Below are 19057 nucleotides of genomic sequence, written 5' to 3'. Positions count from 1 at the left end.
TCGCCGGCCTCCGGTTTTTTATGCCGAAAGGTGATCTACGTGAATAATCGCCTGACGGGACGCTCCCTGATGATCGCGTCCTGCCTTGCCCTGGTCAGCGGATGCGGGTTAATTCCAGGAACCGGTGACTCCACCGACCTGACCATCTGGATGATGGAGGGCAGTGTCACTCCTGAATTCGTCAAGGAGTTCACCGCCGATTACGAGAAGAAGGATCCGTCGGTCACGCTGCATGTCAAGATTCTCGGCTGGGACGGAATCGGCAAGACGGTGACGGACGCGCTGGCCGGCAAGGACACGCCGGACGTCATCGAGGTCGGCAACACACAGGTCGCGCAGTACGCGGACAGCAACAACCTGCGCGACCTGACGCTGGAATCAGTACGTGACCTGGGCAGCGCCGACTGGCTGCCCGGCCTCGCCGCCCCCGGCAGCATCAACGGCGCGCAGTACGGGATCCCGTGGTACGCGGCCAACACCGTGGTCATCTACAACAAGGACCTGTTCCAGCAGGCGGGAATCGGGCAGCCGCCCACGACGCGGGAGCAGTGGATAGAGGATTCCGCGAAGCTGAACCAGGGCGGCAATCAGGGGATCTATCTGAGCGGCCAGGACTGGTACACGCTGTGCGGTTTCATCTGGGACGAGGGCGGCAATCTCGCCGACGAGACAGGGGACCAGTTCCAGGGCGCCGTTGATTCACCGGCCGCGATCAGGGGCATGGAGTTCTACAAGCAGCTCCAGGCCTTCGGGAACGCCCCCAAGGACAAGGACCACACCGATCCCGACCAGGCGGAGGTCTTCGCCAAGGGCAATATCGGTCAGATCATCTCCACCCCGGGTGCGGCCGCGGCCATAGAGAAGAAGAATCCGAAGCTGAAGGGAAAGCTCGGTTTCTTCCCCGTTCCCGGAAAGACGGCGGACAAGCCGGGTCATGTCCTGACCGGCGGCTCCGACCTGATCGTGCCGAAGAACAGCGCCCACCGGTTCGAGGCCGTCCAGGTCGTCTCGGAGCTGGCCGGGGTGAAGTGGGAGACGAAGCTCGCCAGGACGATGAGTTTCGTGCCCAACAAGGCGAAGCTCGGCGCCTCCATCGGCGGTGGCGCCGGGATGAAGGCGATGACGCTGGGCGCCGCCCAGGGCCGGGCGACGCCCAACTCGCCTCAGTGGGCGAACGTCGACCTCAACAACCCCATCAAGCCGTACATGACGGCCGTACTCAACGGAAAGGACCCGAAGGCCGCGGCCAAGGCCGCCTCGGAGCGCATCACGTTCCTGCTGCGGGACTGACGGACCCCGGACCGAGGCCGAGTTGTCGCCGCGCCGCCTCGACCGTCTGGGCGAGGAGTACGGCGATGGTCATCGGTCCGACACCGCCGGGGACCGGGGTGATCAGCCCGGCCCGGTCCTTGGCGGTGTCGAAGTCGACGTCCCCGACGTTGCCCGGGTTGTACCCGGGGTCGATCACCACGGCGCCGGGTTATTACACTAAAAATCACCCATGAGGGGTGCGTCCGGAAATAACCTCAGACGCCCCATCATGCGTGTGCCACTCTCACCTCATGCAGAAGATCACCGCGATGGCAGCCACTTGCCTGTTCACCGCGACGCTGGTGTCCGGAACCACGCAAACCGCTCAGGCCGCGGCGGGTCCGGCCTGGAACAAGACCGTCCGCTGCAAGGGAACAGACCCCAGTGGACGCCATATCGTCACCCGGATCGGAAACGCCCAGCTCGGGTGGAACCATTTCACCCATCGGCACAACATTCGCGTCTGCAAAATCATCAACGGCGCCGTCACGGACAAGGTCGATCGCAACGACCATCACGGGCGTCTGGAATACGACGGAGTCGCCGTCGAGAACGGCGGCACGCCGCAGAGGGTCCGCTTCACCGTCATCGTTCAGTACTCCCGCCTCACCAAGGACAGGCAGTACAACGCAGGCAAGGGGCAAACGATCGGCGTCGTCAACGCCTACTGTCGTAACCAGCCAAACAACAAGTGCCCTGCGTGGATGAATAAGTGACCGACTCCGAAGACCGGGAGCAGCAAGCGGCGGTCAGCCGCATGATGCTGTACTACCTCAACGCTCCCCTTGCCGAGGGCTACCGCCTGCGCGGTGTCCTGCCCGCCCCCGGCGCCGTACGGATCGCGGTCCGCGGCGGGGACGGTGACAGCGGCGAGACGTTCCTCTACGAGATCCCCCATGACATCGTCGGCCCCGCCTGGATCCCCGGCATTCTGCGCGCCGTGCTGTCCGGAACCCAGCTCCACGGCAGCAGCGACGTCAGTAAAGCGTTCGGGATGACTCTCATCCGTCTTCACCCGGAGAGGATCACCCCCGCCCCCGAGCCCGAGGAGGGGCAGGCGCTCGGGGCCCTCCTCGGGCTCGGGCTCGGGGGCGCCGATGACGACGAGAACCCCTTCCTGATCGGTTTTCTATTGAGGGAGGGGGGTTTGATGCGCGTCTATGCACAGCGTCCAGGCCGCTCCGGCCTCATCGGCGTAGACATCCGCCTCGCCGAAGCGACCACCGCGCTGACCGCCTCGCTCCCTTCCCTCCTTGATGAGGAAGAGCACCAACGGCCCGCGCCGGACGACCCGCACTGCGATTTCGTCGTGGATCTGACCAACTGGTAGGGCAGGGTCTCCCAGCGTCAGCTGATGGCGCCCTCCGGCAGGAGCGCGTGAACTCCCCAGGTCTCGTTGGCGATCTGGGTCACCCGCAGGTCCACCGTCGTGCTGGCCAGGGCCAGCGCCGTGGCCCGGTCGAGGCCGTACAGGGACGTCATCCAGATCAGCATCGCGTCCAGCGCCTGCGCCGACGCCTCGTTGAGGTCCGCGTCGAAGCCGAAGGTGATCCGGCCCGCCGGGGTGAGGGCGTGTGCCGTCGGGAGCGGCGGGGCCGTCTCCAGGTCCAGGGTCATCCGGGTCGTCATGCCGCATTCGATGGCGGTGCCCGAGACCTCACCGTCGCCCTGCGCCGCGTGGCCGTCGCCGACGCAGAGCATCGCGTCGGGCACGGTGACGGGGAGGAACAGCGTTGATCCGGTGACCAGTTCACGGCAGTCGATGTTGCCGCCGCCGAAGATCCGGGGCGGGGTGGTGGAGTGCTCGCCCGGTTCGGCGGGCGGGGTGCCTATGACGCCGAGGAACGGCGCGAGGCGGACGGTGTGCCCGTGCTGGTTCGTCCCCGTACCCGCGTCCGCGTCGAGGTCCCACAGCAGCCAGGCGGGGTCGATCTCCATCATCCCCAGCCGCCGGTTGAGCGGGGTGTCGCCCCGGCCTGCGGCGGTGAAGCCCCAGCCGTCCGGACGCAGCGACTCCAGGTGGACAGCGAGCGCCATACCCGGTTCGGCGCCGCGTACGGCGATCGGGCCCGCCAGGCAGTGACCGCGCCGGGTGCCGAACATCCGGGGCGTGGGCTCACCGGGCGTCTTCTGGCGCTCCAGGTGGCCCGAGGAGTCGAGGCTGTGGACGACGACGGTGTCACCCGGGTCGACGCTCAGCACCGGTGGCAGTTCGGGGGAAAAGACGTTGGTGACCGTGCCTGAAACGGAATCCAGTCGGTGTTCGGCAGCCAAGGGAGTTGCGCCTTTCTTCCATCCAGGTCGGGCCGGGGCCTTCGGGACGCCCGGCCCCTGCTCAGCCCGCCAGTGACGGCGTCCGTCGCCGGGTCGTCGCGATCGTCGCCGAACCGACCACGCGCGTGCCGTCGTACAGCACGATCGCCTGGCCCGGGGCCACCCCGCGTACCGGCTCGTCGAACGTGACGTGCAGCGTGCCCTCGGTCAGCTCCGCCGTCGCCGGCGTCTCGCCGCCGTGGGCGCGGAGCTGGGCGGTGTAGACGGCGGGGCCGGTGGGCGCCGCGCCGCCGCACCACCGGGGCTTGATCGCGGTCAGCGCATCGACGTCCAGGGCGGTGACAGGTCCTACGGTCACGGTGTTGTCGACGGGTGAGATGTCCAGCACGTAGCGCGGCTTGCCGTCGGCGGCCGGGTGGCCGATCCGCAGGCCCTTGCGCTGGCCGATGGTGAAGCCGTACGCGCCGTCATGGCTGCCGACCTTCGCGCCCGACTCGTCGACGATGTCGCCCTCGGCCTTGCCGAGCCGGCCCGCCAGGAAACCCTGGGTGTCACCGTCGGCGATGAAGCAGATGTCGTGGCTGTCGGGCTTCTTCGCCACGGCCAGCCCCCTGCGCTCCGCCTCGGCGCGGATCTCGTCCTTGGTGGTGAGGGTGTCGCCGAGCGGGAACATCGCGTGGGCGAGCTGCTTCTCGTCGAGGACACCGAGCACGTACGACTGGTCCTTGGCCATGTCGCTGGCACGGTGCAGCTCGCGGGCGCCGTCCGGGCGTGTGACGACCGTCGCGTAGTGGCCGGTGCACACGGCGTCGAAACCGAGGGCGATCGCCTTGTCCAGCAGCGCGGCGAACTTGATCTTCTCGTTGCAGCGCAGACAGGGGTTGGGCGTGCGGCCGGCCTCGTACTCGGCGACGAAGTCGTCCACGACGTCCTCGCGGAAGCGTTCCGCGAGGTCCCATACGTAGTACGGAATGCCGATGACGTCCGCCGCGCGGGCGGCGTCGCGTGAGTCCTCCAGGGTGCAGCAGCCGCGCGCACCCGTACGGAAGGACTGCGGATTCGCCGAGAGGGCCAGGTGTACGCCTGTCACGTCGTGCCCGGCCTCGGCTGCTCGCGCGGCGGCGACGGCGGAGTCCACGCCGCCCGACATGGCGGCGAGTACGCGGAGGGGGCGCTGGGGATTCTGTGTCATAGCACCTCCAGGGTACGGGGCGGGGGAACCGCAGTCGCCCGAGTATGCGTTGACTGTCGTATGAGCGAGAACGAGCACGGTGACGGTGGCCGGAAGCTGGGACGGCGGGCCCTGCTGTTCGGCGGCGGCGCCGCCCTGCTCGGTGGTGCGGTCGTGCTGGCGCGGGACGAGTTGGCGCGTACGTGGTGGCAGGTGCCGGGCGTCGAGAAGCCGCGGGTGGAAGGTGAGCTGGATCACGCGGGCGCGCAGTGGGTCGCCGCGTCCCCCGCCAACTACCGGCGGGCCGACCGCCCGGCGGACTACCGCATCGACCGGGTGGTGATCCATGTCGTCCAGGGCAGCTTCGACACGGCGCTGAAGGTCTTCCGCGACCCGGCGCACGCGGCTGCCGCGCACTACGTGGTGCGCAAGGACGGACATGTGGCGCAGATGATCCGCGAACTGGATGTGGCGTTCCACGCGGGCAACCGCGTGTACAACGAGCGCAGTATCGGCATAGAGCACGAGGGCTTCGTGGACCGGCCGGCCGATTTCACCGACGCGATGTACCGCTCGTCGGCGCGACTGACCGCCGACATCTGCGGGCGGTACGGGATCCCCGTGGACCGTACGCACCTGATCGGCCATGTGGAGGTGCCGGGAGCGGACCACACCGACCCGGGGCCGCACTGGGCGTGGGACCGCTATCTGACGCTCGTACGGGAGGCCAGGGACGCGGCGAGCACAGCGAGCACCGGGACCGGTCGGGCGTGATCCGGGCTTTGTCCGGCGGACCTAGTCGGGCACCCGCCCGCAGAGCACGTTGCCCGGTTCCGCCGGGTCGTCGCTCAGCCAGAACTGGCGCCACAGCAGCGCGAATTCATCCCGGCTGAGATGGCCGTCGCCGTTGAGGTCGAGCACCTCGAATATGCCCGTCATGTCCTCGGGCTGCCCGTTCCAGGTCTCGACGAGCCGCTGGTGCTCCTCCGGGGAGATGACACCGTCGCCGTTGGCGTCCACGGCGTCGAAGACGGTGTCGGCGGTCGCTGTGACGTCCGCGACCATGGCGGGCAGGTCGTCGACGAGCGTGAGCAGTTCGCCCATGTCGACCGTGCCGTCGCCGTTGGCGTCCCCGGCTTCGAGCAGCGCCGCCCACCAGCCCATCAGCAGCGTCTGCACCCGTGCGCGCAGCTCCGTCCCGGGTGCCACCGCCGGCAGCAGGCTCCAGCGGGCGACGAGCGCCCTGAAGTCCTCCTCGCGCAGGTAGCCGTCGCTGTCCGCGTCGAACGCCGCGAACATCCTCCTGAGCTTGCGCTCCTGAAACGCGCTGGCCATAACGGCCTCCCTCGACGCCGAAGCGAACCGTGAACCGCCGACGAACACGCCCACACGAAGGGCGGTTCGCCAGTCACCAGTGGCGGACAGCGCGTAACTATAGGCCGAGGCGCGCCGGAGCCACCAGAGGGAACATGTGCGCGAACACCAGACCGGGGGCGGGGCAGGGGCAGCGGGCAGCGGGCAGGGCGGCCTAGCTGAGGCCCGCGCTCCTGGCGCGCTCCACCGCCGGGCCGATCGCCGCCGCCACCGCCTCGACGTCCGCCGCCGTCGAGGTGTGGCCGAGCGAGAAGCGCAAAGTGCCCCTGGCGAGGTCCGGATCGCTGCCGGTGGCCAGCAGCACATGGCTGGGCTGCGCCACACCGGCCGTGCACGCCGAGCCCGTCGAGCACTCGATGCCCTGGGCGTCGAGCAGCAGGAGCAGCGAGTCCCCCTCGCAGCCCGGGAAGCTGAAGTGGGCGTTGGCCGGGAGGCGGTCCACGGGGTCGCCGCCGAGGACCGCGTCGGGGACAGCCGTGCGTACGGCGTCCACGAGCGCGTCGCGCAGCGCGCCGATCTCGCGGGCGAAGTCGGCGCGCCGCTCGGCGGCCAGCCGGCCGGCGACGGCGAAAGCGGCGATCGCCGGGACGTCGAGGGTCCCCGAGCGTACGTTCCGCTCCTGGCCGCCGCCGTGCAGCACCGGTACGGGTGTCAGGTCGCGGCCGAGCAGCAGCGCGCCGATGCCGTAGGGGCCGCCGATCTTGTGGCCGGAGACCGTCGCCGCCCCGAGGCCCGAGGCCGCGAAGTCGAGTTCGGTCTGGCCGAAGGCCTGGACCGCGTCCGAGTGCAGCGGTACGCCGAACTCGGCCGCCACATCGGCCAGTTCACGCACGGGCGTGAGGGTGCCGATCTCGTTGTTGGCCCACATGACGGTGGCGAGCGCCACATCGGCGGGGTTGCGCTCGATCGCCTCGCGCAGCGCCTCGGGCAGCACCCGCCCGTAGCCGTCGACCGGCAGGTATTCGACGGTGGCGCCCTCGTGCTCGCCGAGCCAGTTCACCGCGTCGAGGACGGCGTGGTGCTCGACGGGGCTGGACAGCACCCGGGTCCTGGCCGGGTCGGCGTCGCGCCTCGCCCAGTAGAGGCCCTTCACGGCGAGATTGTCGGCTTCCGTGCCGCCCGAGGTGAAGACCACCTCGCTGGGCCGCGCGCCGAGTGCCTCGGCGAGGCTCTCCCGGGCCTCCTCGACGGTACGGCGGGCCCTGCGGCCGGCGGCGTGGAGCGAGGAGGCGTTGCCGGCGAGGCCGAACTGGGCGGTCATCGCCTCGATCGCCTCCGGCAGCATCGGAGTGGTCGCGGCGTGGTCGAGGTAAGCCATGGTGAAAACGATTCTACGAGCCGTGGTCGCGCGCTCACGCAGCCGGGCCGGTTCGGCGCGGGATCACCCTTGCCGAGCCATGTCAGGAGTGACTAGCGTTTCGGTCATGACAGACTGGTTTCTCGACCGTACGTACCTGAGCGCGTCCGGCGAGGTGCGCTGGGCCACCCTCGGCGACCCCACGCTCCCGCCGGTGGTGCTGCTGCACGGGACGCCCTTCTCCTCCTACGTCTGGCGCGCGGTGGCGCGCGCGCTCGCCCAGGATCACCAGGTCTTCGTCTGGGACATGCCGGGGTACGGCGCCTCGCACAAGAGCCGGGGCCAGGACGTGTCGCTGGCCGCGCAGGCGCGTGTCTTCACCGAACTGCTCGCCCACTGGGGGCTGGAGAGGCCGCAGGTGGTCGCCCACGACTTCGGCGGCTGCGTCGCGCTGCGCGCCTGCCTGCTGCACGGCGCGCGCTACGAACGGCTCGCGCTGGTCGACCCGGTGGCGCTCGCGCCCTGGGGTTCCCCCGCCTACCGGCTGCTGGGCGGCGACGCCGAGGTCTTCTCGCGGCTGCCCGGCGCGCTGCACCGGGCGCTGGTCACCGAGTACGTCTCGTCGGCGAGCCGGCCCGGGCTGCGGCCCGAGGTCCTGGAGCGGCTGGTCGATCCCTGGTGCGGGGAGGAGGGGCAGGCCGCCTTCTACCGGCAGATCGAGCAGAACGACCAGCGGTTCACCGACGAGATCCAGGGCCGTTACGGGGAGTTGGAGCTGCCGGTGCTGATCTGCTGGGGCGCCGACGACACCTGGATCCCGTCGGACAGGGGCCGGGAGCTCGCCGCGCTGATCCCGGGGGCCGAGCTGCGGCTGATCGCGGGGGCCGGCCACCTCGTACAGGAGGACGCGCCTGCCGAGCTCACCGCGGCGCTGAGCCGCCACGTCCGTACAGCTCCATGAGGGCCGCCGCCGCCTCGGCCATCCGCTCCCTGGCCTCCGGCGGTGACAGCACCTCGACGTGTTCCCCGAAGGCGAGCAGGGAGCGCACGGCGCCGATCTCGGTGTAGGCGAGCCGCACCGCGGCCCACTCCCCCGCCGCTTCCACCACCGGTTCGGCGGTGAGCCGCGCGGCCTCGACACGCCGGAACGTGTCCAGCCGGGACAGCCGTACGCGGGCCTCGACCCGTACCTCGGCGGGCCGTTCCTCCACATCGCGGCGGAGCACCTCCCATACGTCCGCCAGCTCGACGCTCTCGCGGCGCCGCACGGGTTCTTCCGTCACCTCTGCTGCCCGGACCCGGTCGGCGCGGAAGAGCCGGGGCTCGCCGCCCCGGTCGGCGACGAGGTACCAGACACCCGCCTTCACCACGAGTCCGTAGGGGTCGACGGTGTAGTCGCCGGCCGTGGGGGCGCCGCTGTGCCGGTAACTCAGCCGTAGCCGCCGGTCGGTGAAGACCGCCGTGCTCAACTCGTCCATGCCGGGGGGCGGATAGGCCCCTCGCATCCAGCGCTCCGGATCGACGAGGATCCGGCGGCTCGTCAACTCGGCTGCGGGGCGCTGGGGTTCGGGCAGCGCCGCCATCGCCTCGCGCACCGCCGAGCCGAGGGCGTCGTCGAGGTCGAGCGCCGCGTGGGTGCCCCGGGCGGTGAGGACGAAGAGCGCGCGGGACTCGTCGGCGGTCAGTCCGGTGACATCCGTACGGTAGCCGGGCAGCAGCGCGATCCCGCCGTATCTTCCGCGCTCGGCGTAGACGGGGACACCGGAGGCGGAGAGCGCCTCGACATCGCGGTGGATGGTGCGTACGGACACGTCCAGGCGCGCGGCGAGTTCGGTGGCAGGGACGAGGCCGCGCGTGCGGAGCAGCAGCAGGATGGACAGGAGCCGGTCGGACTTCACGCTGGCTCGCCTTCCCGGCCCGGCCCCGGTTAGGCCAGGCTCAGACCCGGGGCAGGCGCGCGAGCTGGCGGGACTGGGCGACGAGCCGGTCCGCGCTGTCCCAGATCTCGCTGTCCTCCTCCAGGAAACCGCCGGCGGCGTTACGGGTGGTCACGACGACCCGCAGCCGCCCCGGCGCCGGACGGCAGCGGACATGGGCGGTCAGCTCGACGGTCGGTGTCCAGCCCACCATGCCCAGGTCGAACGCGGTCGGGGGCAGCGCGTCGGCGGTGAGCAGCAGCGAGAACGGGTCGGGGTCCCGGCCGTCGGCGAGGTCGAACCAGCCCCGCATCTCGCCCTGTCCGGACGGCAGGCCCTGGGCCCAGCCGGCGGTCGCGGGGTCGAGCCGGACGTCGAGCCGGTCCAGGAACTCGCTTGCACCGGGCGGCCGCATCCCCTCCGCGACCGGGTAGCACCCTTCCCGATCCGGCAGGACGGGCGGCTTGGCCGTGGTCCGTACGTCGTCGGGGAGCGCGTCCAGGTCTCCGTAGGAGGCGAGCACCCTCATCCGCTCGATCTCGCTGCCGTCGGGCGCGTACTGGTACAGGGACGCCTGGCCGGAGGAGAGCGTACGGCCGGCGCGGACCGTCTGCGTACGGATCACGGCGGGGCCGCCGGCGGACGGCGTGAGGTAGTGCGCCGACAGCGAGAACGGGTGCGGGTGCGGCAGGGTGCCGGCCAGGGAGCGGCCGATGATCGTCAGGAGGTAGCCGCCGTTTATGGCGCCGCCGATCAGCCAGCCCGGGGAGAGTTCCGCGTCGTACACGCCCGGTTCGCGCAGGGTGACGGCGGTGTCGTGGTCGAACTCGCTCTGCCCGATGGGTGCCTGTGCCATGCGGCTCACCGTACAACACCCACAAACTGAGCGCTTGCTTATTAGACGGAGGACGTCTCGTCGGCCGCCGTCGAGCGCCGGTTCCAGGCGCGCGGCGCCCGCCAGTGGAAGCGCATCGCGAGCAGCCGCAGGAGGAATGCGAGGAGGACGGCGAGTGAGCTGGTGAGCCCGTTCAACGCGTCGAAGCGGAGGCAGACGGCCGCCGCCGTGGCGCCGACCGTCGCGGGGACGGCGTACAGGTCGCGGTCCCACCGCAGCAGTGAGGGGACTTCGTTGGCGAGTATGTCGCGCAGCACACCGCCGCCGACCGCGCTGCCCAGGCCGAGGACCACCGAAGCGGTGAGGCCGAGGCCGTACTCGTGCGCCTTGGTGGTACCCGTGACGCAGAAGAGCCCGAGGCCCGCAGCGTCGAAGACATTGACCGCGCCCTGGATGCGCTCGACCTGCGGATGCAGGAAGAACACCAGGGCCGTCGCGATCAGCGGAGTGAGGAAGTAGCCGAGATCGGTGAAGGCGGCGGGTGGCACCGCGCCGATGATCAGGTCACGGAGCAGCCCGCCGCCCAGGGCCGTGATCTCGGCGAGCACCGCCATGCCGAAGACGTCGAAGTTCTTGCGGACGGCGAGCAGTGCCCCCGAGATCGCGAAGACGAAGATGCCTGCGAGTTCGAGCGTGTGCTGGACGGAGGGCGTGAATATGCTGTGGAACACCCGGTCATTGTGCCGGTCGCCCGGGGCCCTCAGTCCTTCAGGTCCTTGCCCGAATCCTTCCCGGAATCCGCAGCCGAATCCTTCTTCAGGTCCTTGCCGAGCGGCTTCCCCGAGGCAGGTTCGGCGGGCACGCTGTCCGGCCGTACGTCGGAGCCGAGCAGCTCCACCGCCTCCCGCGCCACCGACAGCAGCTCCGTGTCGTCGGGTGCCTGGTCGGGAGCGTTCTCCGGGTGGTGGCAGGCCACCTGCTGTCCGGGCTTCATCATCAGCATCGGCGGCTCCACCGCCGCGCAGATCTTCGTCGCCTTCCAGCACCGGGTGTGGAACCGGCAGCCGGTCGGCGGCGAGATCGGCGACGGCACGTCGCCCCGGAGCAGGATGCGCTCGCTCTTGGCCCCGCGGCGCCTCGGGTCGGGCACCGGCACCGCCGACATCAGCGCGGTGGTGTACGGGTGCATCGGCGCCGAGTACAGCGAGGTGCGGTCCGCCAACTCCACGATCTTGCCGAGGTACATGACCGCGATCCGGTCCGAGACATGCCGGATGACCGACAGGTCGTGGGCGATGATCACGTACGTGAGACCCAGCTCGTCCTGGAGGTCGTCCAGCAGGTTGACCACCTGCGCCTGGATCGACACGTCGAGCGCGGAGACCGGCTCGTCCGCCACGACCAGCTTCGGGTTGAGCGCGAGCGCGCGGGCGATGCCGATGCGCTGACGCTGACCGCCGGAGAACTCGTGGGGGTAGCGGTTGTAGTGCTCGGGGCTGAGGCCCACCAGCTCCAGCAGGCCCTGGACCTTCTGCTTGAGACCTTCCGCGGGCGTCACGTCCTGGAGCTTGAACGGCGCGCTGACGATCGTACCGATCGTGTGGCGCGGGTTCAGCGACGAGTACGGGTCCTGGAAGATCATCTGCACATCGCGCCGCATCGGACGCATACCGCGCACACCGAGGTGGGAGATGTCGCGGCCCTGGAACTCGACCTGACCGGCGGTCGGTTCGAGCAGCCGCGTGATGAGGCGGCCCATCGTCGACTTGCCACAGCCCGACTCGCCCACCACGCCCAGGGTTTCACCGGAGCGCACGTCGAAGTCGATGCCGTCGACGGCCTTGACCGAGCCGACCTGCCGCTGCAACAGGCCCTTCTTGATGGGGAAGTGCTTCTGCAGGCCCGTGACCTTGAGGATCGTCTCCCCGGGTGCGGGATCCTTGCTGAGGACGCCGGTGCCGGCGCTCTGGGCGGGAATCGTCACGTCTTTGTCCTCGCTCACAGCTTGGGCGCAATCTCTTCGGTCCAGATGCGTTCCCGGTCCTGCTCCGACATGTGGCAGGCGGCCCAGTGCCCGCTCTCGGCCTCGGTCAGCTCGGGCCGCTCGGTACGGGTGATGCCGCCCTTGGGCACATCGGCGTACGGGCAGCGCGGGTTGAAGGCGCAGCCGGTCGGCATGTTGATCAGGGACGGCGGGGAGCCCTTGACCGGGATCAGGCGCTCGGTCTGCTCCCGGTCGATGCGGGGCATCGATCCGAGCAGGCCCCAGGTGTACGGGTGGCGGGGCTCGTAGAAGACCTTCTCCGCCGTGCCGCGCTCGATGCACCGGCCGCCGTACATCACCAGGATGTCGTCGGCGAGTTCGGCGACGACCCCGAGGTCGTGCGTGATGATGATGACGGCCGAGCCGAACTCCGTCTGGAGGTCGCGGATCAGGTCCAGGATCTGGGCCTGGACCGTCACGTCGAGCGCCGTGGTCGGCTCGTCGGCTATCAGCAGGTCGGGGTTGTTGACCAGCGCCATCGCGATCATCGCGCGCTGGCGCATACCGCCCGAGAACTCGTGCGCGTAGGAGTCCACGCGCTTGTCGGGCTGCGGGATGCCGACACGGTCGAGCATCTCGATCGCCCGGCGCCGCGCGGTCCGCAGGTCCACGTTGTGGTGGACCCGGTACGCCTCGATGATCTGCTTGCCGATGGTGAAGTACGGGTGCAGGGCCGACAGCGGATCCTGGAAGATCATCGCCATGTCCCGGCCGCGCAGCTTGCGTACGCGGTCGGCGGGCGCCGAGATCAGCTCTTCGCCGTTCAGCCAGATCTCCCCGGAGACCTGCGCCTTGCGCTTGCCGTACTGGCCCGTGGTGTGCAGGCCCATGATGCCCATCGAGGTGACGGACTTGCCGGAGCCCGACTCGCCGACGATCCCGAGGGTCTTGCCCTTCTCCAACTGGAAGCTGAGCCCGTCGACGGACTTGACCACACCGTCGTCGGTCGGGAAGTGGACGCGCAGGTCGCGTACTTCGAGGAAGGCCTCGGAGGGGCGGGAGCCCGTGGCGACAGGCTCGCCGATGGCGGATCCTGTCTTGCTCAGGTCGGTCATGCGAGCCTCACTCGAGGGTCGATCACGGCGTACAGGAGGTCCACGACCAGGTTCGCGACGATCACCGCGAGAGACGTGATCAGTGTGACCCCGAGGATCACCGGCAGGTCGCGGGTGTCGATCGCCTTCAGCACGGCCTGGCCGAGGCCGGGGAGGCTGAAGGTGGTCTCGGTCAGGATCGCGCCGCCGACCAGGGCGCCGAGGTCCATGCCGAGCAGGGTCAGGATCGGCGTCAGCGTCGAGCGCATGGCGTGCTTGCCGATGACGACCTGCTCGGTGAGGCCCTTGGCCCGCGCGGTACGGATGTAGTCCTCGCCCATCACTTCCAGCATGGTGGCCCGGGTGATCCGGGCGTACATCGCCGCGTACAGGAAGGCGAGCGTGATCCACGGGAGGATCATGCCGCCGACCCAGCCGCCGAAGCTCTGCGCGAGTGGTACGTACGACGCGTCGATCCAGCCGAGTCCGTAACTGAAGACCGCGAGCGAGAGCAGACCGGTGAAGTAGATCGGGAGCGAGACGCCCGCCAGTGCGACCAGCATCGCGCCGCGGTCCCAGAAGGTGCCGCGCTTGAGTGCGGAGAGGACACCGGCGGCCAGACCGAAGATCAGCCACAGGATGGCGGCACCGATCGCCAGCGCCAGGGTCACCGGCAGACGGTCGGTGAGGACCGGGAAGATGGCCTGCTCGCTGCGGAAGGAGTAACCGAAGCAGGGGGCGGCGCAGTGGGTGACGTCGCCGCCGGCCGAGTAGGTCCGCCCGACGAAAATGCCCTTGAAGAACTCCCAGAGCTGGACGAATATCGGATCGCCCAGTTGAAGCTTCTGGCGTACGGCCTCCACTGCGGCGGCGTCGGACGCCTTGCCCACGTACATGGTGGCCGGGTCGATGCCCGCCCACTTGGGAACCAGGAAGAAGATGCAGAAGACCACCAACATGATGACCACCAGCATCACTACGGCGGCGAGAAGCCGCCTGATGAGGTATGCGAGCACTGCTCTCGGCCCTGCGGCGGGACCGCGGGCCACCGGAGTTCGTCCGGCGGCCCGCGGTCACACCGCTCCGGCCTTCACCTGCCTTTCGTGCCGTACGGCGGGTGTACCGGTGGTGGTTACTTCTCGACGCCGAGGCTGACGAAGTCGTACACGCCGCTGTATGCGTCGGTCGTGTAGGCGTTCGTCAGACGGGTGGAGCGGAAGTTGATGTACTTCTCGAAGGTGAACGGCAGGTAGTGACCCGTCTCCATCACCTGGTGGTTGATCTCGGTCGCGAGAGCGGCCTTCTTCGTGGGGTCGAGCTCGGTGGTGAACTTGTTGAAGTTGGCGTCGATCGCGGGGTCCTTGATCAAGCCGTAGTTGTTGTTGCCGCTCGGCAGGATGTACTTGCTGCCCCACAGCGGCAGACCGTAGCCCTGGACCGACGGGAAGTCGGGGCCCCAGCCCATGATGATGATGCCGTAGTTCTTCTGCTTGACGACCGTCGGGTTACCGATGATGCCGGCTGTCTGCGAACCGTCGTACTGGTCGATCTCGGCCTTGACGCCGATGTTCTTCAGCGACGCCTGGAGCGACTCGGCGCTCGCCACCTCGACGGGCTTGTTGTTACGCACGGCGATCGTGGTGGTGAAGCCGTTCGGCTTGCCACAGGCCTTCAGCTCGGCCTTGGCCTTCGCGATGTCCGGCTTGCCGTCGTTCTTGGCGAGACCGTACGGGTCGTACTTCTGGCCCTCGGAGCCGGGGACGGCCGGCGGCAGCATGTTCGTGCCGATGTCGCCACCCGCGAGCGGGCCGCCGCGCGCGGTCTGGATCGACTTGTGGTCGGCTCCGTAGATCACGGCCTGGCGGCAGTGGATGTTGTCGAACGGGGCGACCGACGACGGGAAGGCGGCGTACCGGATGTAACCCGAGGTCGGGTTGTCCAGGTTGCCCTTGTCCTGCTTCAGCGCCTTGGTGCGGCCCTGCGGGGAGAGACCCGTCTGGCTCAGGTCGAGGTCGTAGTCACCGTTGATCAGACGGTTGTCCATGTCGTTCGCGTTGCTGAACATGGTGATCGTGATCTTGTCCGGGAGCGCCTTGCGGACCGGGTCCGAGGACTGCTTCCAGTTCGGGTTGCGCACCAGGGCCAGCGACTTGTCCGGCGAGTACGACTGGAACTCGTACGGGCCCGAGGAGAACGGCTTCAGACCGTACTTGGACGCGGTGTCCTTGTCGGCGCGCACCGGCGAGGCGGAGGTCAGCGACAGCATCTCTTCGAAGTCGCTGTTCTTCTGCGGCAGGTTGAAGACGATCGTCTTCGCGTCCGGCGTCTGGATGGCCTTCAGGCCCTCCTTGGACTTGTCCTTGTACGGGCCCTTGTACTGCTTCTTCGGGTCCAGGACGTCACGCAGGTAGACCGGGCCGCCGGACAGCACGTCCTGCGCCCACTGGCGCTCTATGCCGTACTTGACGTCCTGCGAGGTGATCGGCTTGCCGTCCTGCCACGTCGATCCGGGACGCAGCGTGTACGTGTAGGTCTTGCCGTCGTTCGTGATCTTCGCCATGGAGGTGGCGAGGTCCGGCGTCAGCTCGGAACCCTTCGCGCCCGGCTCGGTCTTGGGCGTGACGAGCGTACGGGTGTAGTAGCGCATGAAGTCCCAGACGACGCCGTAGTAGGCACGCGTCGGGTCCCACGAGTCGGCGTCCTGGACGGTCGCGAACTTGAGCGTGCCGCCCTTCTTCGCCGAGGCGTTGGCGACCTTGTTGTTGCCGGCGTTGAAGCCTGCCGCGCCGTCCTTGCTGTCCTTGCTGGCGCCACCGCCGCCACACGCCGCCGTGCACAGCAGCGCCGCGGACACGACAGCAGCAGCGAAGACCTGCTTGCGCCGCCCTGAGGTGCGTTGGGTAATCACGATCTCGGATCCTCCGGTATGAGTAACGGCCCCGTGGATGGACGGGGTCCGGTGTGCCACGGGTTCAGCGCGAACCCTTCGGGTCGAGCGCGTCACGCACGCCGTCGCCGAAGAGGTTGAAAGAGAGCACGGTGATGAAGATGGCAAGACCCGGGATCAGCATGTACATCGGGTCGGTGTCGTAGTAATCCACCGCGGAGGAGAGCATCTGTCCCCACGAGGCGGTCGGCGGCTTGACGCCGACGCCCAGGAAGCTGAGTGCCGCCTCGGTCAGGATGTTGGTGGGGATCATCATCGTCGCGTACACGATGATCGGCGCGACGATGTTGGGCAGCAGCTCCTTGAACAGGATGTAGCCCTGCCCCGCGCCGAGGCTGCGCGCCGCCTCCACGTACTCCCTCTCGCGCAGGGAGAGGGTCTGGCCGCGCACCACACGTCCGACGTACGGCCAGCCGAAGAAGCCGATCACCAGGATCATCACGAGGAGCCGGACGCCGCTGCCCGAGAGACCGAGCATCTCGTTCGGCATGACCGCCACCAGGGCGATGATGAACAGGAGTTGGGGGAAGGACAGCAGCATGTCCATCACCCGGCTGATGATCGCGTCCAGCCAGCCGCCGAAGTAGCCCGCCAGGATTCCGAGTACGGAGCCGAGGACGACGGCGACCACCGCGGAGAGGAAGCCGACGAGCAGCGAGACCTGCGCGCCGTAGACGATCCGGGCGAAGATGTCGCGGCCGTTCACCGGCTCGACGCCGAAGAAGTGGCTGCCGCTGATGCCTCCGAGCGAACCGGTCGGAGTGGAGAAGAGCGGGTCGATCAGGTTCTCGTGGTACGCGTCCGGGTCCTGCCCGGCGAGGTTCGTGATCACCGGCGCGAGGATCGCGACCAGGATCAGCAGCAGCACGACAACCCCGCCCGCGAGGGCCAGTTTGTCCCGCTTGAGCCGAGCCCAGGCGATACGACTCAGAGAACGACCCTGCACCGCCTGCCCCGTGGCGGTGGCGACCTCGTCCGTCGCACTCGGTGCCGTTTCCGTCGTCGGCTCGTGCAATGGTGCCGTCATCGTGGCGCAAACCCCTCTCAACCGGCGGTGACCGGCCACCACTTGCCGCTGTAGCGGCCTGTTCCCAGCAATGTCGCAAGAAACGGAATGACTCCGTCACACGGGTCATGCCGCTCGCAAACAGGCCCGAAAGCCATGTATCCGGGGAGTCTTCATGGGGGTCGCGATCACCCGCCAGACCTGACGGTGAATGGATGCGCAACCGTGATGCTCTGAGAGGTCTTCCGTTATCCGGACGCCGGATATTCATGGCCGGACACATCCCGTAAAGGGGCATACCGTCTCATCAGAGCTGAATACCCAACTCACCACACAGAGAGGCCCATTACCCCCGTACCTACCCCGCAGTCCTGAACTCTACGCGCGTCCCGAGCGGTCCGAGAGACTTTCGGGCGTATTTCGATGATCCGCGCCGCCCGGTCAAGTGCTTTTCCAGGCGCCTCAGTACGGTCGGGGGTAGCCGTAACCGGAATCCGCCGGAGGGCCCGCGTGGGCGTCCCTGTCGTAGAACGGGCGGGAGTTGGCGCGCAGCCACATCGCCACCGGGTCGTACTCGTCGGACATCGCGACCGTGGACACCGGCAGGCCGTCGGGAACTGCCGCGATGGACTGCTGCATCATCGCCCGCACCGAGCCGACGGAGTCCGGTCCTGTGTCGTAGAGGTCGAGGCCGATGGTCAGATAGGGTGCGCCGAGCGCGGGCTGGACCCAGGCGCGGCGCAGCGAGCGGACGGCGGGGGTGCGATGCGCGTTCTGCGTGAGCAGGGCGTAGAACTGCGGGATCTCGACGGCCGGTTCGGACAGCCGCAGCGGTCCCGCCGGCATCCGGTCGAGTCCGGTGGCGATCCGGCGCAGATCGAGCCAGGGGATGCCGACGCCGCCGCCGGGCGCGTGGGGGTTGAGCCAGATTCCCCAGCGGTCGGGGTAGAGCGCCTGGGCGATGTCGCGTCCCGTGACCACCTCGTGCGCGCGGTTCCACCCGCTGGCCGACAGCTCCTGGGCGGAGGTGACGCACGGCGCGTAACCGAGGCCGTCCACCTCCATGTTCCCGTACTGCGCGTCCGGGGAGCCCGCCTGGCCCTGCCAGAGCAGCATCCAGAGCCGGTCGGTCGTGCTGTCCGCGAGGGCGTGGAGCAGCGCCTCGTACGCGTCGTAGCGCCCTGGCGTCACCTGGCGCAGCATCTGTTCGACCTGTCCGGCCGCCGCGGTGCCTGACGCGCTCACTCTGGGTCCCGCCCCTCTTCGTTCCGCCATTCGTCCGCCATCAAATCAGCTTAGGCGGCCGTACTGACACCGACTTGACGCCGGGTGCCGCCCCGGCGTAGGCGCAGGACCCTGCCCCTCGCATCCCCGGCCCCGGGCCGCTCTACACGTACCCGCGCTGGTAGAACGGCCGCACGCGCTCCAGCATCCAGTCGGCCACCGGGTCCCGCGCCACGTCGAACAGGATCAGATGGACCGGCCAGCCGGCGTCGATCCGGCCCAGCGCCCGGCCGAGCGCGGCCATCGGGGCGTCGCGGTCGGCGGCATCGAGAGACGAGAGCTGGACCCCGATGAAGAGGGAGGGCGCGTCACCCTCGATGCTCCCGAGCGCCCTGCGGGCGGTGAGCACGACGCCGCACGCCTCGAACTCGGTGCCGGCCGCCGCGAGGAAATCGACCGGTTCCTCCTGCCAGTCGGGCTCGAAGAGGCGGACCCGGCCGCCGCCCTCGCTCCCGTCGAGCGGCGTACGGCCCACCCGGCACAACTCGGCCACGGCGGGCGGCGGCAGCGGCATCCCGACGGCGCCCCCGGGGTTGACCGCGACGCCGAGCTGCGGCGGCAGGC

Annotated in this window: 19 protein-coding genes and 1 pseudogene; 5 read left to right on the top strand and 15 right to left on the bottom strand. The window is 69.2% G+C overall.

The features are described 5' to 3' along the window. Positions 1-39: 39 nt before the first annotated feature. Positions 40-1290: an extracellular solute-binding protein gene (locus QR77_RS29555; RefSeq protein ID WP_040028877.1), complete on the top strand. Its 1251-nt coding sequence runs from the start codon at positions 40-42 to the stop codon at positions 1288-1290. On the opposite strand, the pseudogene QR77_RS29550 reads toward QR77_RS29555, so the two are convergent. After that, positions 1268-1480: pseudogene (locus tag QR77_RS29550) on the bottom strand (bifunctional methylenetetrahydrofolate dehydrogenase/methenyltetrahydrofolate cyclohydrolase); the annotation flags it as partial. The gene QR77_RS29555 and the pseudogene QR77_RS29550 sit on opposite strands and share 23 nt — an antisense overlap. Positions 1481-1562: 82 nt before the next feature. Here QR77_RS29550 and QR77_RS29545 point away from each other — a divergent pair. Then, positions 1563-2027 carry a hypothetical protein gene (locus QR77_RS29545; protein WP_052489148.1) on the top strand — a complete coding sequence of 155 codons (465 nt, stop codon included), beginning with the start codon at positions 1563-1565 and terminating at the stop codon, positions 2025-2027. Next, entirely contained in the window at positions 2024-2641 is a 618-nt protein-coding gene (locus QR77_RS29540) for a hypothetical protein (RefSeq protein WP_040025062.1), read from the top strand. Before QR77_RS29545 ends, QR77_RS29540 begins: the two co-directional genes overlap by 4 nt. A 17-nt stretch (positions 2642-2658) precedes the next feature. Here QR77_RS29540 and QR77_RS29535 read toward each other — a convergent pair whose 3' ends face one another. After that, positions 2659-3585: an acetamidase/formamidase family protein gene (locus QR77_RS29535; protein WP_052489147.1), complete on the bottom strand. Its 927-nt coding sequence runs from the start codon at positions 3583-3585 to the stop codon at positions 2659-2661. 61 nt (positions 3586-3646) lie between these two features. Next, positions 3647-4777 (bottom strand): tRNA 2-thiouridine(34) synthase MnmA, encoded by a 1131-nt coding sequence (mnmA, locus tag QR77_RS29530; RefSeq protein WP_040025061.1) that lies wholly within the window; start codon positions 4775-4777, stop codon positions 3647-3649. Positions 4778-4837: 60 nt separating this feature from the next. Here mnmA and QR77_RS29525 point away from each other — a divergent pair, with 60 nt between their 5' ends. After that, on the top strand, positions 4838-5530 hold the full coding sequence (locus tag QR77_RS29525) for an N-acetylmuramoyl-L-alanine amidase (protein WP_040025060.1): 693 nt from the start codon (positions 4838-4840) through the stop codon (positions 5528-5530). A gap of 21 nt (positions 5531-5551) precedes the next feature. Here QR77_RS29525 and QR77_RS29520 read toward each other — a convergent pair whose 3' ends face one another. Together QR77_RS29520 and QR77_RS29515 are read right to left on the bottom strand one after the other, a co-directional pair. Next, a complete protein-coding gene (locus QR77_RS29520; protein WP_347359827.1) occupies positions 5552-6139 on the bottom strand; it encodes an EF-hand domain-containing protein in 588 nt (195 codons plus the stop codon). Positions 6140-6284: 145 nt separating this feature from the next. Next, positions 6285-7448, bottom strand: a complete 1164-nt coding sequence (locus tag QR77_RS29515; protein WP_040025058.1) for a cysteine desulfurase family protein — start codon at positions 7446-7448, stop codon at positions 6285-6287. Positions 7449-7554: 106 nt separating this feature from the next. On the opposite strand from QR77_RS29515, the gene QR77_RS29510 reads away from it, so the two are divergent. Continuing rightward, on the top strand, positions 7555-8388 hold the full coding sequence (locus QR77_RS29510; RefSeq protein WP_040025057.1) for an alpha/beta fold hydrolase: 834 nt from the start codon (positions 7555-7557) through the stop codon (positions 8386-8388). On the opposite strand, the gene QR77_RS29505 is transcribed toward QR77_RS29510, so the two are convergent. From QR77_RS29505 to QR77_RS49270, 10 genes are all read right to left on the bottom strand, one after another. Further along, positions 8348-9325: a WYL domain-containing protein gene (locus QR77_RS29505; protein ID WP_040025056.1), complete on the bottom strand. Its 978-nt coding sequence runs from the start codon at positions 9323-9325 to the stop codon at positions 8348-8350. The genes QR77_RS29510 and QR77_RS29505 overlap by 41 nt on opposite strands. A 40-nt stretch (positions 9326-9365) precedes the next feature. Further along, complete coding sequence (locus tag QR77_RS29500; RefSeq protein WP_052489146.1) at positions 9366-10199, bottom strand: thioesterase family protein; 834 nt, start codon at positions 10197-10199, stop codon at positions 9366-9368. A gap of 41 nt (positions 10200-10240) precedes the next feature. Further along, on the bottom strand, positions 10241-10909 hold the full coding sequence (locus QR77_RS29495; RefSeq protein WP_063798095.1) for a trimeric intracellular cation channel family protein: 669 nt from the start codon (positions 10907-10909) through the stop codon (positions 10241-10243). 29 nt (positions 10910-10938) lie between these two features. Next, on the bottom strand, positions 10939-12162 hold the full coding sequence (locus QR77_RS29490; protein WP_236710853.1) for a dipeptide ABC transporter ATP-binding protein: 1224 nt from the start codon (positions 12160-12162) through the stop codon (positions 10939-10941). 14 nt (positions 12163-12176) lie between these two features. Continuing rightward, positions 12177-13277, bottom strand: a complete 1101-nt coding sequence (locus QR77_RS29485; RefSeq protein WP_040025051.1) for an ABC transporter ATP-binding protein — start codon at positions 13275-13277, stop codon at positions 12177-12179. Then, entirely contained in the window at positions 13274-14272 is a 999-nt protein-coding gene (locus QR77_RS29480) for an ABC transporter permease (RefSeq protein ID WP_040025050.1), read from the bottom strand. Before QR77_RS29480 ends, QR77_RS29485 begins: the two co-directional genes overlap by 4 nt. Positions 14273-14388: 116 nt before the next feature. Further along, positions 14389-16164, bottom strand: a complete 1776-nt coding sequence (locus QR77_RS29475; protein ID WP_040025049.1) for an ABC transporter substrate-binding protein — start codon at positions 16162-16164, stop codon at positions 14389-14391. Between the two features lie 64 nt (positions 16165-16228). Continuing rightward, positions 16229-17230 (bottom strand): ABC transporter permease, encoded by a 1002-nt coding sequence (locus QR77_RS29470; RefSeq protein ID WP_040025048.1) that lies wholly within the window; start codon positions 17228-17230, stop codon positions 16229-16231. A 441-nt stretch (positions 17231-17671) separates the two neighbouring features. Next, positions 17672-18454, bottom strand: a complete 783-nt coding sequence (locus tag QR77_RS29465) for an enhanced serine sensitivity protein SseB C-terminal domain-containing protein (RefSeq protein WP_040025046.1) — start codon at positions 18452-18454, stop codon at positions 17672-17674. Between the two features lie 142 nt (positions 18455-18596). Beyond that, positions 18597-19057, bottom strand: a 461-nt coding sequence (locus QR77_RS49270) for an enhanced serine sensitivity protein SseB C-terminal domain-containing protein (protein ID WP_040025045.1), incomplete at its 5' end; no start/stop codon positions are given.

Origin of the sequence: Streptomyces sp. 150FB (assembly GCF_000818195.1) — a bacterium.
GTDB lineage: Bacteria > Actinomycetota > Actinomycetes > Streptomycetales > Streptomycetaceae > Streptomyces.
This window is presented reverse-complemented; position numbering and strand designations above follow the sequence as displayed.

Bases quoted from the DNA above. Each gene is read 5' to 3' on its own strand.
- QR77_RS29545 (WP_052489148.1), top strand. From the start codon at position 1,563: ATGCAGAAGATCACCGCGATGGCAGCCACTTGCCTGTTCACCGCGACG.
- mnmA (WP_040025061.1), bottom strand. From the start codon at position 4,777: ATGACACAGAATCCCCAGCGCCCCCTCCGCGTACTCGCCGCCATGTCG.
- QR77_RS29525 (WP_040025060.1), top strand. From the start codon at position 4,838: ATGAGCGAGAACGAGCACGGTGACGGTGGCCGGAAGCTGGGACGGCGG.
- QR77_RS29515 (WP_040025058.1), bottom strand. From the start codon at position 7,448: ATGGCTTACCTCGACCACGCCGCGACCACTCCGATGCTGCCGGAGGCG.
- QR77_RS29500 (WP_052489146.1), bottom strand. From the start codon at position 10,199: ATGGCACAGGCACCCATCGGGCAGAGCGAGTTCGACCACGACACCGCC.
- QR77_RS29510 (WP_040025057.1), top strand. From the start codon at position 7,555: ATGACAGACTGGTTTCTCGACCGTACGTACCTGAGCGCGTCCGGCGAG.
- QR77_RS29485 (WP_040025051.1), bottom strand. From the start codon at position 13,277: ATGACCGACCTGAGCAAGACAGGATCCGCCATCGGCGAGCCTGTCGCC.
- QR77_RS29470 (WP_040025048.1), bottom strand. From the start codon at position 17,230: ATGACGGCACCATTGCACGAGCCGACGACGGAAACGGCACCGAGTGCG.